12 protein-coding genes are annotated in these 12,356 nt (G+C 70.5%); 7 read left to right on the plus strand and 5 right to left on the minus strand.

Features of this window, described 5'->3' with window-relative positions; genetic code table 11:
• Nucleotides 1–76: 76 nt before the first annotated feature.
• From infB to rimP, 4 genes are all read right to left on the minus strand, one after another.
• Complete coding sequence (gene infB, locus AAC979_RS18645; RefSeq protein ID WP_371348379.1) at nucleotides 77–3,007, minus strand: translation initiation factor IF-2; 2,931 nt, start codon at nucleotides 3,005–3,007, stop codon at nucleotides 77–79.
• 65 nt (nucleotides 3,008–3,072) lie between these two features.
• Nucleotides 3,073–3,780 (minus strand): RNA-binding protein, encoded by a 708-nt coding sequence (locus tag AAC979_RS18650; RefSeq protein ID WP_371348380.1) that lies wholly within the window; start codon nucleotides 3,778–3,780, stop codon nucleotides 3,073–3,075.
• Nucleotides 3,781–3,821: 41 nt separating this feature from the next.
• A complete protein-coding gene (gene nusA / locus AAC979_RS18655; protein ID WP_371348381.1) occupies nucleotides 3,822–5,438 on the minus strand; it encodes a transcription termination factor NusA in 1,617 nt (538 codons plus the stop codon).
• Complete coding sequence (gene rimP / locus AAC979_RS18660; RefSeq protein ID WP_371348382.1) at nucleotides 5,438–6,274, minus strand: ribosome maturation factor RimP; 837 nt, start codon at nucleotides 6,272–6,274, stop codon at nucleotides 5,438–5,440. The genes nusA and rimP overlap by 1 nt, the downstream gene beginning before the upstream one ends.
• Before the next feature lie 208 nt (nucleotides 6,275–6,482).
• Between rimP and AAC979_RS18665 the strand changes: the two genes are divergently transcribed.
• Together AAC979_RS18665 and AAC979_RS18670 are read left to right on the plus strand one after the other, a co-directional pair.
• Nucleotides 6,483–7,370 (plus strand): 4-(cytidine 5'-diphospho)-2-C-methyl-D-erythritol kinase, encoded by an 888-nt coding sequence (locus tag AAC979_RS18665; protein WP_371348383.1) that lies wholly within the window; start codon nucleotides 6,483–6,485, stop codon nucleotides 7,368–7,370.
• A gap of 11 nt (nucleotides 7,371–7,381) precedes the next feature.
• Nucleotides 7,382–7,705, plus strand: coding sequence for a YnfA family protein (locus AAC979_RS18670; RefSeq protein WP_371348384.1), 324 nt, complete (start codon nucleotides 7,382–7,384; stop codon nucleotides 7,703–7,705).
• Between the two features lie 14 nt (nucleotides 7,706–7,719).
• Here AAC979_RS18670 and AAC979_RS18675 read toward each other — a convergent pair whose 3' ends face one another.
• Complete coding sequence (locus tag AAC979_RS18675) at nucleotides 7,720–8,739, minus strand: polyprenyl synthetase family protein (RefSeq protein WP_371348385.1); 1,020 nt, start codon at nucleotides 8,737–8,739, stop codon at nucleotides 7,720–7,722.
• A gap of 218 nt (nucleotides 8,740–8,957) precedes the next feature.
• On the opposite strand from AAC979_RS18675, the gene AAC979_RS18680 reads away from it, so the two are divergent.
• The 5 genes from AAC979_RS18680 (at nucleotide 8,958) to AAC979_RS18700 (ending at nucleotide 12,285) form a co-directional block, all read left to right on the plus strand.
• On the plus strand, nucleotides 8,958–10,007 hold the full coding sequence (locus tag AAC979_RS18680) for a rhamnan synthesis F family protein (RefSeq protein ID WP_371348386.1): 1,050 nt from the start codon (nucleotides 8,958–8,960) through the stop codon (nucleotides 10,005–10,007).
• Between the two features lie 56 nt (nucleotides 10,008–10,063).
• Nucleotides 10,064–10,288: a DUF2007 domain-containing protein gene (locus AAC979_RS18685; RefSeq protein ID WP_371348387.1), complete on the plus strand. Its 225-nt coding sequence runs from the start codon at nucleotides 10,064–10,066 to the stop codon at nucleotides 10,286–10,288.
• Nucleotides 10,285–11,094, plus strand: a complete 810-nt coding sequence (locus AAC979_RS18690) for a tRNA1(Val) (adenine(37)-N6)-methyltransferase (RefSeq protein WP_371348388.1) — start codon at nucleotides 10,285–10,287, stop codon at nucleotides 11,092–11,094. Before AAC979_RS18685 ends, AAC979_RS18690 begins: the two co-directional genes overlap by 4 nt.
• Nucleotides 11,095–11,157: 63 nt before the next feature.
• Nucleotides 11,158–12,063: a S49 family peptidase gene (locus AAC979_RS18695; protein ID WP_371348389.1), complete on the plus strand. Its 906-nt coding sequence runs from the start codon at nucleotides 11,158–11,160 to the stop codon at nucleotides 12,061–12,063.
• Between the two features lie 27 nt (nucleotides 12,064–12,090).
• Nucleotides 12,091–12,285, plus strand: a complete 195-nt coding sequence (locus AAC979_RS18700; RefSeq protein ID WP_371348390.1) for a hypothetical protein — start codon at nucleotides 12,091–12,093, stop codon at nucleotides 12,283–12,285.
• Nucleotides 12,286–12,356 lie beyond the last annotated feature (71 nt).

A 12,356-nucleotide genomic window follows, 5' to 3' on the forward strand; every position in this document is an offset into this window, starting at 1 on the left:
TGGACCGCGCACTCCCGTGGAAAGGCCGCGCCCGCGTGCGGGAGCGGCCTGAACAGCGTGTCGGCGAGGCGCCGGCTCAGAGCGTGCGCTGCACGACCTCGACGCGGTAGCACTCGATGACGTCGCCGGCGCGCATGTCCTGGTAGTTCTCGAAGGACATGCCGCATTCCTGGCCGGAATGCACCGTGTTGACCGCATCCTTGAAGCGGTTGAGCGTCGCCAGCTTGCCTTCGTGAATGACCACGTTGTCGCGGATGAGGCGGACATGCTGGCCGCGCTCGACAATGCCGTCGGTGACGAGGCAGCCGGCGACCTTGCCCACCTTGGAGACCGCGAAGATCTCCTTGATGAGCGCGTTGCCGAGCATGGTCTCGCGGTTGACCGGGGCGAGCAGGCCACCCATCGCCGCCTTCACGTCATCCACGAGGTCGTAGATGATGTTGTAGTAGCGGATTTCGATGCCGGCACGCTCGGCCGCGTCGCGCGCTTCCTTGTTGGCGCGGACATTGAACGCGATGATCGCCGCGCCGGCCGTCTCGGCCAGCGTCACGTCGCTCTCGTTCACGCCGCCGGCGCCGGAGTGGATGATGCGGGCCTGCACCTCGTCGGTGCCGAGCTTTTCCAGCGAGGTGATGATCGCCTCGACCGAACCGGACACGTCGCCCTTGATGATGAGCGGGAATTCCTTGCGGCCCGAGGTCTTGGCCTGGCTCATCATCTGCTCCAGCGAGCCGCGGACGGTGGCGGAACGGGCCGCCGCCTTCTCGCGCTTCTGGCGCTGGCGATAGTCGGTGATCTCGCGGGCGCGGGCTTCGTTCTCGACCACGGCGAGACGGTCGCCCGCCTCCGGCGTGCCGTTGAAGCCGAGCACCTCGACCGGGAAGGACGGGCCGGCATCGCTGACATTGGCGCCCTTGTCGTCGATCAGGGCGCGCACGCGGCCCATCTCGGCGCCGGCGACGACGATGTCGCCGACATGCAGCGTGCCGCGCTGCACCAGCACCGTGGCGACGGGGCCACGGCCGCGGTCGAGCTTGGCCTCGATGACGGTGCCTTCCGCGACGCGGTTCGGGTTCGCCTTGAGATCGAGCACTTCCGCCTGCAGGCTGATCAGCTCCAGCAGCTTGTCGAGATTGGTCTGCGCCTTGGCGGAGACCTCGACTTCCAGCGTGTCGCCGCCGAGGCTTTCCACCTGAACTTCGTATTGCAGCAATTCGCTGCGCACGCGCTCGGGCTTGGCGTCCGGCTTGTCGATCTTGTTGATCGCCACGATGAGCGGCACCTTGGCGGCGCGGGCGTGATTGATCGCCTCGATCGTCTGCGGCATGACGCCGTCATCGGCAGCCACCACCAGCACCACGATGTCCGTCACCTTGGCGCCGCGCGCGCGCATCGCCGTGAAGGCGGCGTGGCCGGGCGTGTCGATGAAGGTGATCTTGCCGCCGAGCGGCGAGGTCACCTGATAGGCGCCGATATGCTGGGTAATGCCGCCGGCCTCGCCGGAGACGACATTGGCCTTGCGGATGGCGTCGAGCAGCGAGGTCTTGCCGTGGTCGACATGGCCCATGATGGTGACGACCGGCGGACGGGTTTCGAGGTTCTCCTCGGTGTCCGCCGTGTCGAACAGGCCTTCTTCCACGTCCGATTCGGCGACGCGGCGCACGCTGTGGCCGAGTTCCTCGGCGATGAGCTGGGCGGTGTCGGCGTCGATCACGTCGGTGATCTTGACCATCTGGCCCTGCTTCATCAGCAGGCGGATCACGTCGACCGCGCGCTCGGCCATGCGGTTGGCCAGCTCCTGGATGGAGATGGTCTCCGGCACGGTCACTTCGCGGGCGATCTTTTCCTTCGCCTCGACATGGCGATGGCCGCTCATGCGCTGGGTGCGGCGGCGGAACGAGGCGACGGAGCGCTGGCGCTCGTCATCGGCCGACTGGGCGTTGACGACGGTGAGGCGGCCACGGCTCTTTTCCGGACCGGCCGGGCGGGTGGGCTTGGCCGGGGCGGCGGGACGCGCGGGGGCGCCGCCGGGGCCGCGACGGGCCGGACGGCGATCGTCCTCCTCGGCATCCATCGGGCCGCGCGGCGTGGCGACACGCGGCGCGCCGGGAGCGGCGGCCGGGGTCTGTGCCGGGCTGGCGGGGGTGGCGGCGCGGGGCGCGGCGGCGGCCGGAGCCGCGGCGGCCGGCTGGTCCTCGCCGAAGCGCTTGCGCGCCTCCTGCTCGGATTTGCGCTTGGCTTCCTCGTCAAAGGCGCGGCGCGCTTCTTCCTCGCGCTTGCGGGCTTCCGCCGCCTCGCGCTCGATCTTCTCGCGCGCCTCGCGCTCGGCGCGGCGGCGGGCTTCCTCTTCGGCGCGCTTGCGCTCCTCCACCTCGCGGATGCGGGCATCCTGCAGGGCGGCGGCGCGGGCGCGGGCCTCTTCCTCCGTCAGCGTGCGCAGCACCACGCCGCCCGGGCGGCTGCCCTGCGGCGCCGGGCGCGGGCCGGAGAGATTGGCGCCCGGAGAGGGCTGGGTGCGCAGCGGCGGCCGGCCGGCCGGCTGGCCGGCGGCCGCACGGGCGGGAGCGCCAGCACCAGGACGAGCGGGAGCGGCCGCGGCCGCGGCCGCGGCCGCGGCCGGGCGTGCGGGGGCGGCTGGCGCGGCGGGGCGCGGCACGGCCGGAGCCGCCGGAGCTGCCGCCGCCGGTGCGGCGGGTGCCGCCGGGGCGCTGGGAGCGGCCGGACGCGCGGGCGCTGCCGGAGTGGCCGGCGCCGGGCGGGCGGCCTGCGCCGCGGGGGGAGCGGATGCCGGCGGCGAAGCGGGCGCGACCGGTGCCGGCGCCTCGGGCTTGTCGCCCGGGCCGAGTACACGGCGCTTTACCTTCTCCACCACGACGGACTTGGACCGCCCATGGCTGAAGCTCTGGCGGACGACGCCCTGCTCGACAGGTCGCTTGAGCGTGAGGGTGGTCTTGCCGCCCTGTCCGACGCCCATCGTCTTCTCGCCCGGGTTCTTCGTATCGGTCATTCGGTATCCGTTCCTGTACCTTCCCGCCTCATGCGGAAAGGCCCCACTATCGTCGGCCAGCCTGCTTATTCCGCGCGCCAGCCTTCGAGCCGTTTCATTCGCGCGAGGAACCCCGCGCTCGTCGGATGCGCGAGCAGCGCAGCATGTACCACATTTGCCCGCCCAAGCGCCAAGTCCAATTGTTGCCCTGGCAAGCTGTCCAGCCGGGCAATTTCCCGTCCGTCAGCCTCGCCGATCCGCCGGGCCAGCGCGTCGAGCTTTGCCGCCCCGTCCGGGGCGGCGTCGCTCGCATGCAGCAGCACGACGACCTTGCCGCTCTGCAGCGCCTCGATGACCTTGGCGTTGCCTGTCACGACCTGCCCCGCCTTCTTGGCCATGCCGAGCGCGGCGAGGGCATCCTTCTCCAGAAGCTGGCCGACAAGATCGGACAGTTCCGGCCCGGCACGTCCCTTTCCCCGGAAGGCGCGGGAAAACGCCTTCCGCTTCAGCGCCTCGGCGAGCACGGTGCGCCGTGCCGTCACCCAGGCGCCGCGCCCGGGCAGCCGGGCGTGGATGTCCGGCACCACCGTGCCGTCGGGCGCCACGACGAAGCGCAGCAGTTCCGCCACGGGGCGCACCGTCCGGCTGGCGATGCACAGCCGGGCCGGGGCGCGGCCCGCATCGGGCAGGCCGGCATCGGTGAGTTCCACCTCCGCCTGATCGGCGTCCGTGAAGCCCGCTTCAGAGCCGGTGTCCGCCGGTGCTGCCCCGTGAGAGGCCGTCTCGTCCGTCACCGTCGTCTTCCCTTCGGTCGCGCCGCCTTCGGCCCGGCCTCTCAGGCCTCGGCCTCGCCGGCCTCGTCCGTCTCGCCCGCCTCGTCATCGGCCGGGCCGGCCAGTTCTTCCGGCGTGATCCAGCCGGCCTTGACGCGGGCCTGCATGATCAACTGCTCGGCGTCCTCGCGCGACAGTTCGAACCCGTCCAGCGCGCCGGCGACACGGACGACCTCGCCGTCCTTGCGCTCGGTCCAGCCGGTGAGATCGTCGGTGGCGCAGCCGGCGAGATCCTCGACCGTCTTGATGTCGTTTTCGCCGAACGCCACCAGCATGGGCGAGGTGACGCCCGGCACGTCGCGCAGCGCGTCCTCGACCCCGAGTTCGCGGCGGCGGGCGTCGAAGGCGGCTTCCACCTGCGCCAGATGGGCGAGGGCGCGGTTCTGCAGTTCCTGCGCCGTGTCCTCGTCGAAGCCTTCGATGCTCGCCAGCTCGTTCAGCGGCACATAGGCGATTTCTTCCACCGAGGCGAAACCTTCGGAGGCGAGAAGCTGGCCCATCATCTCGTCGAGGTCGAGCGCCTCGGCGAACATGGTGGTGCGCTCGGCGAAGTCCTTCTGCCGCCGCTCGCTTTCCTCCGCCTCGGTCATGATGTCGATGTCCCAGCCGGTAAGCTGGGAGGCAAGGCGCACATTCTGGCCGCGGCGGCCGATGGCAAGGCTTAGTTGGGCATCGGGGACCACGACTTCAATACGCTCGCGGTCCTCGTCCAGCACCACCTTGACCACTTCGGCCGGGGCGAGGGCGTTGACGATGAAGGTCGCGACATCCGGCGACCACGGAATGATGTCGATCTTCTCGCCCTGCAGCTCGTTCACCACCGCCTGCACGCGCGAGCCGCGCATGCCGACGCAGGCGCCGACCGGGTCGACCGAGGAATCGCGCGAGGTGACGGCGATCTTGGCGCGCGAGCCGGGATCGCGGGCCACCGACTTGATCTCGACGATGCCGTCATAGATTTCCGGCACTTCCTGCGCGAACAGCTTGGCCATGAACTGGGGATGGGTGCGCGACAGGAAGATCTGCGGCCCGCGCTGCTCGCGGCGCACGTCATAGACATAGGCGCGGATGCGGTCGCCGGGCTTGAACACTTCGCGCGGCAGCAACTCGTCGCGGCGCAGCGAGGCTTCGCCACGGCCGAGATCGACGACGACATTGCCGTATTCGACGCGCTTGACCGCGCCGTTGACGATTTCGCCGATGCGGTCCTTGAACTCGTCATACTGACGGTCGCGCTCGGCCTCGCGCACCTTCTGCACGATGACCTGCTTGGCGGACTGCGCGGCGATGCGGCCGAAATCGAAGGGCGGCAGGGTGTCGGCGATGGAATCGCCGATCTGCGCCGCCGGGTTCAGCCGGCGCGCGCCGATGAGGTCGATCTCGACCGCGGGGTTGTCGACCTGCTCGACCACGAGAAGGTGGCGGGCGAGGCGCAGCTCGCCGGTGCGCGGGTTGATCTCGGCGTGGATGTCGGTCTCCGCGCCGTAGCGCGAGCGGGCCGCCTTGGCGATCGCATCTTCCATCGCGGCGATCACGATGCCCCGGTCGATCGTCTTTTCCCGCGCGACCGCGTCGGCGATCTGCAGGAGTTCAAGCCGGTTGGCGCTGACGACGGCCATCAGTGCGTCTCCTTCGCATAGGATTTGCGTTTGGCGTTGGATTTCTTGCCGGGCTTGGCCGCGCCCTTGGGCTTCAGCATCGGCTTGGATTTCACCGGCATCTTCTTGGCCGGAATGACGCGCGGGGCGACGCCCTCGCCGCCGACGAACAGGTCGTCGTCGCCGTTGTCGTCGTCATCCCCGTCGAGCGGCACCTCGCCGATATCGGCGGTGTCGATGTCGTCTTCCTCGATGCCGGCGCCCTCGCGCAGCGCCTTGTCGCGGCGCAGCGCCTCGCGGATCAGCGCGTCGGTCATGACGAGGCGGGCATCGCCGATGTCGGCGATGGGCAGGGCGACGGTGGCAGGCGCATCGGCCGGGGCGTCCGGCAGGCGCACCAGCGCATTCGTGCCCTCGGCGCCGGCCAGTATGCCGCGGAAGCGCTTGCGCCCCTCATGCGGCACGGCCATCTCGATCTTCACGTCATGCCCGGCCCAGCGGCGGAAATCCGACAGGCGCACCAGCGGCCGGTCGATGCCGGGCGAGGACATTTCGAGATTATAGGCGCCGCTGATCGGGTCCTCGACATCGAGCACCGGCGAGATGGCGCGGCTCGCCGCCTCGCACTCGTCGATGCCGAAGGAGCCGTCGGCGCGCTCGGCCATGATCTGCAGGGTGGGCGGGCTGCCGCCGGAAATGCGCACGCGCACCAGGCGGAAGCCGAGCCCTTCCAGCACCGGGCCGACAATGCCGGCCACACGGGCGGCGGGGCCGGCCTCAATGACGAGGCGCGGCTCGTCGAGACGGCTCTCGGCCACGTTGTTCGCGTCAGTCGCGTGGGTTTCGGTGTCGCTCATCGTCCTCGCCGGATCGCCTGACGATCCGCAATGCAAAAAGAGCGGGCTCCGCCGGCGGAACCCACTCTCAACCGACCAGATGATCGTTTGTGAGATCGTTGAATGCGCTGCTTATACAGCCAAAAGGCGGTCTCGCGCAAGTCGGGCACCCGGCGAAGCGCCGCCGCGCCGGCTTGCCGCCGGCCGGCGCGCGTCGCATAAGCGCGCCATGCCTGCCGCTCAACCCCGCGAAACCCTGCTGCACGAACGCGCGCCCGCCAAGGTGAACCTCACCTTGCGGGTGCTCGGCCGGCGCGCGGACGGCTATCACGACCTCGCCAGCGTCGTCGCCTTCGCCGGCGCGGGCGACCGGCTGTCGCTGCTCCCCGGGCCGGAACTGACGCTCGCCCTTGAAGGGCCGGGGGCGCCGCTGCTGGCGGGGGAGGCGGACAATCTGGTGCTGAAGGCGGCGCGGGCGCTGGCGGCGCATGTCCCGGGGCTGGTGCTCGGGCGCTTCACCCTCGCCAAGCGCCTGCCGGTGGCGGCGGGGCTCGGCGGCGGCTCGGCCGATGCGGCGGCGGCGCTGCGGCTGCTGGCGCGGGCCAATGGGCTGGCCATGGACGATGAACGGTTGTTCGAGGCGGCGCTGGAGGCGGGCTCGGACGTGCCGGCCTGTCTTTTTGGCCATTCCTGCCTGATGGCCGGGCGTGGCGAGGCGATCTCCCCGCTCGTTTTGCCGCGCTTCGGCGCCGTGCTGGTCAATCCGCGCGTGGCGGTGGCGACGGCCGATGTGTTCCGCGCATTGGCGCTGGTCCCGGGCACGTCTTTCGGTCCGAGCGGACCGGCCTTGCCATCGGCGCCGTCCCGGGCGGCGCTGCTGGCGTGGCTCGCCGCCGAGCCGAACGATCTCGAACCGCCCGCCCGCGCGCTGGCGCCGGTGCTTGGCGAGGTCGAGGCGGCGCTGGCGGCCACACCGGGCGCGCGGCTGGTGCGTATGTCCGGCTCCGGCGCGACGATGTTCGCGCTCTATGACGATTGCCGCGCCGCCGCCGCGGCTGCCCGGCAGGTGGCGGGGGCGTATTCGGGCTGGTGGGTGAAATCCACCGTGCTGGGTTAGGAGAGGCGCTGGTGCACACCGCCCTGTTCTTCGCCCTCGCGGCCTTGCTGGAGATTGCCGGCTGCTTCGCCTTCTGGGCGGTGATTCGCAACGGGGCGAGCGCACTGTGGCTGCTGCCGGGCGGGCTCAGCCTCCTCGCCTTCGGCCTCGCCCTGACGCAGATCGAGGCCGCCGCGGCCGGGCGCGCCTTCGCCGCCTATGGCGGGGTCTATGTCGCGGCGTCGCTGCTGTGGCTGTGGGCGGTGGAAGGCTTCCGCCCCGACCGCTGGGACCTGATGGGCGGAGCGGTGTGCCTCGCCGGCGCCGCGCTGATCATCTTCGCGCCACGCGGCTGAACGCGATTCACGCGCTAACGAACGCGGGCGACGCAGAAATCCACCACGTCGAGCAGCGCGTCGCGCGCCGGGCTGGGGGGGAACACATCGAGCGCCTGCTTGGCCGCCGCGCCATAGAAGCGGGCGCGCTCCACCGTCTCGGCGATGGCGCCGTGCCGCACCAGCAGCGACATCGCCTGATCGAGATCGCCCGGGCCGATCTCGCCCCGCTCCAGACAGCGGCGCCAGAAATCGCGCTCGCCCTCGTCGGCGCCGCGTAGCGCCAGCACGATGGGCAGCGTGATCTTGCCCTCGCGGAAATCGTCGCCGACATTCTTGCCGAGATCGGCCTGCGAGCCGCCATAGTCGAGCGCGTCGTCGACGAGCTGGAAGGCGATGCCGAGATTCATGCCATAGGCGCGGCAGGCGGCCTGTTCTTCCGGCGTGCGCCCGGCCAGCACTGGCCCGACCTCGCAGGCGGCGGCGAACAGTTCCGCCGTCTTGCCGCGAATCACTCCGAGATAGGCCTCCTCGTCGGTGCCGATATTCTTGGCGGCGGCGAGCTGGGCGACCTCGCCCTCGGCGATGACAACGGCGGCGGTGGAGAGAATGTCGAGCGCCCGCATATTGCCGACCTCGATCATCATGCGGAAGGCCTGGCCGAGCAGGAAGTCGCCCACCAGCACGCTCGCCTCATTGCCCCACAGCATGCGGGCGGCGAGCTTGCCACGGCGCATCTCGCTGTCGTCGACCACGTCGTCATGCAGCAGCGTCGCCGTGTGCATGAACTCGACGGAGGCGGCGAGCTTCACCGTGCCCTCGCCCTCATAGCCGGAGAGCGCCCCTGTCGCGAGGGTCAGCATGGGGCGCAGGCGCTTGCCGCCGGACGAGATCAGGTGCTGCGCCACCTCCGGTATCATCGCCACCTCGGAACCGGTGCGCGACAGGATCAGGGCGTTCACACGGTCCATATCGGCCCGCACAAGCGCGACGATGCCCTCCAGCGAGGCTTCGGTCGCGCTCACGGCGGGATTGAAGGAGTAGGCAACGGACAAAGGAGGCTCCCTCAGCAAGGCGACGGCGACCCGACGGGTTCTCATAGCTTACCGCGCCGGACGGCGAAAGTTTTCATGGTTCACGGTGCGCGCGCCGGCCGTGCCGCGGCCGGGCGGGGGCCGCCAACCCCGGGGCGGGCGAAACCGGCTGTTGCGGAGATGACGCCGATTTGCCAGAAATCGCCATCCGTCTTTTGCCCGAGGTTTCGGACTTGGCCGTGTTTTCGAAAGTCCGGAAGGAGCTTGGACGCTGGCGCGCCAAGCTGCGCAGCGCTCCATGGATGTTTCTCGGCGGGTTGAAGCGCCGCGAATACGACGCCCGCCGCGCCGAGAGCGTCACGATTACGCCCGGCCGGCAGGCGGCCGCCGACGAAATCGCGATTCTGGTGATCTTTCCGCGCGACGGCATACCCGGCTCCACCCTTGCCACACTCGACCATTTCGCCCGCAACGGCTTTGCCTGCGTCGTCGTGTCCAATGCCCCGCTGCGCGAGGAAGACCGCGCGCGGCTCGCCCTGCATACGCATCTGGTGATCGAACGGCCCAATATCGGCTATGATTTCGGCGGCTTCCGCGAGGGCATCCTCACCCTGGACGAGCGCGGCGTGCGTCCGCGCCGGCTGGTGGTGATGAATGACAGCCTGTGGTTTCCGCTGCGGACCGACTGCGACGCGCTGGCGCGCTGCCGGGCGGCGCCGGAGGACGTGTTCGGCTTCCTGCTCAATGGCGTACCGCGCTTTGGCGTCAGCCGGGACTATGTGCAGTCCTATTTCCTCTCCTTCTCGCCGCGTCTGCTGGCCAGCAAGGATTTCCTCGCCTTCTGGCGCGACATGCCGCTGATCGACAACAAGCATCTGGTGGTGCGGCGGCTGGAGCGCGGCCTGTCGCGCCATTTCGCCCGCCGGGGCTACACGCTGGGCGCGCTGGTGCACTGGCGCGCGGTGATCGACCGGCTGATGGCGCTGGAGGACGCCGACAAGCTCGGGCGCATCTTCGCCTATCAGTGCCGGCTGAACCCGAAGGACAAGGCGATGCTGCAGCCGCTGCTCGACAAGGGCTGGTCGCCACTGCGCATCCGCGACGCGCTGGCTGGCCGCATCCGCGCCAAGCGGCTCTTTGCCTCCTTCCCGATGATGCACCCGGAATTCGTGCTCGATCTCGGCTTCCCCGTGCTCAAGCGCAAATTGACCATCCAGTACCGCGAACTGGTCCGTCTCGGCCTCGATGAGGATTTCGACCCCGCCGTGCGCGCGGAAATGCGGCTGTGAGCGACATGGCGACCCGCCGCCTTGCCAGCGGCGCGGCTTGCTGCCTCATATAGGCGATGCGCGAAATCCTGCGGACCAATGACGTCGTCCTCCTTTCCGCCATCGCCGCCCTGCTGGAGAGCGCGGGGATCGGTCATCTCGTGCTCGACCAGCATATGAGCGTGATGGAGGGCTCGATCGGCCTGCTGCCGCGCCGGCTGCTGGTGGAGGAGGAGCGCGCGGACGCGGCGCGGGCGCTGCTGGAAGGCGCCGGCTTTGGCGCCGCGCTCGTCGCGCCATGAGCGTCGGGACCGAGGCTGCGCCGGTGGCGGCGTCGGGCGACGCTGCGGCCGAGGACGCCCTGACCGACGACGCCTTTCTCGGCGGGCGGCTGCACCTGCTGCAACCCTGTCGCGGCCACCGTGCCGGGCATGACGCGATGCTGCTGGCGGCCAGCGCGCCGGAGGCGACGCAGGTGGTCGATCTCGGCGCCGGGGTCGGCGCGGCCGGCCTTGCCTATGGCGTGCGGGTGCCGGCGGCGCAGGTGACGCTGGTCGAGATCGTGCCGGAACTCGCCGCGCTTGCCCTCCGCAACGCCGCCCGCCAGTCGCCCGACCTTTCGGAGAGGGTGCGGGTGGTTGAGGCCGATGTCGCCGCGCTCGGGCGCCCATCGTGGCCGGCGGAGCCGCCCGCCCGCGCCGCCGACCTCGTGCTGATGAACCCGCCCTTCAACGATCCCGCCCGCCATCGCCTCTCGCCGCATGCCGGCCGCGCCCTCGCCCATGCCGTCGCCGATGCCGATGTCACGATCTGGCTGCGCGCGGCGGAGCGGCTGCTGCTGCCGGGCGGCCGTCTGGCGCTGATCCACCGGCCGGAAGCTGTCGAAGCGCTGCTGGCGGGGCTGAAAGGTCGTTTCGGTGCTGTGACGATCCGCCCGGTGCACCCCGCCCCCGGGGCGCCGGCGCACCGGCTGCTGATCGGGGCGGTGAAGGGCCGGCGCACGCCGCCCGCCTTCCTGCCCGGCCTCGTGCTCGCCGAAGCGGATGGCCGGCCGAGCGCGGCGGCGGAACAGGTGCTGCGCGAGGGTCGTGCGATCAGCCCTGACTAACGCAGCGTCACAAGCCTGCGTGCGGTCATTGAGCAAATCCCGCGCGCACCCTATCTGTGGTCCATGGCCACATCATCGCTGATTTCCGATCTCCGCCGCCGTCTCGATCCCTTCCTGCCCGCCAGGCTGCGCGGCGGAACCCCCGTGGTGCCGGTGGTGCGGCTCACCGGGGCGATCGGCATGGCCAGCCCTTTCCGCCCCGGCATCACCTTCGCCAATACGGCGAAAGCCCTCGACCGCGCCTTCGCGGTGAAGGGGGCGAAGGCGGTGGCGCTGCTGATCAATTCGCCCGGCGGCGCGCCGACCCAGTCGCATCTCGTCTATAAGCGCATTCGCGCGCTGGCGGCGGAGAAGCAACTGCCGGTGATCGCCTTCGTCGAGGATGTCGCGGCGTCGGGCGGCTATATGCTGGCCTGCGCGGCGGACGAGATCGTCGCCGATGATTTCTCCATTCTCGGCTCCATCGGCGTGGTCAGCGCCGGCTTCGGCTTTCCCGCCGCGCTGGAGAAGCTCGGCATCGAGCGCCGGGTCTACACCGCCGGCACCCGCAAGGTGATGCTCGATCCGTTCCAGCCGGAGAAGGCGGAGGATGTCGAGCGGCTGAAAGCCCTGCAGCAGGAAATCCATGCCGCCTTCGTGGCGCTGGTGAAGGCGCGGCGCGGCGATGTGCTGTCTAGCGACGACGACACGCTGTTCTCCGGCGAATTCTGGGCGGCGCCGCAGGCGCAGGAGCTGGGCCTGGTCGACGCCATCGGCGATCTCAGAAGCTTTTTGCGCGCCCGCTATGGCGAGAGCGTCCGCACCCCGCTGATCGAGGTGAAGCCCGGCCTGTTCGGCCGTCGCTCGCCCGGGCTGGGTATCGCGGCAGCGCTGGGCGAGGGGCCGGCAGCCGAGATTGGCGCCGGCGCGGCGCAGGCCCTCATTTCCGCCGCAGAGGAGCGGGCATTATGGGCCCGTTTCGGGCTCTGACGCCGACGCCCTTTCGGAAAACCGCCCATGCCGCCGCTCGTCATTCTCGCCCTCGGTGCCCTCGGCACCGCCGCTCTGGTCAAGGTGCTCGGCCGCGAGGCGCGCCGGGTGAATGCCGAGCTCGACGCCCAGCGCCGGGCGGAGAAGGCCGGCACGCTCGACCCGCGCGCGACGCTTCGCCGCGACCCCGCCACCGGCGAATACCGGCCCGGCGATTCCTGACCCGGCCGGGCCGCCCGCAGGGTCCATCATTACCGCGAATTCACTTTGATCGCCGGGACTTGAGCCTTACC

The organism is Ancylobacter sp. IITR112, from assembly GCF_041415945.1.
Lineage (GTDB): Bacteria > Pseudomonadota > Alphaproteobacteria > Rhizobiales > Xanthobacteraceae > Ancylobacter.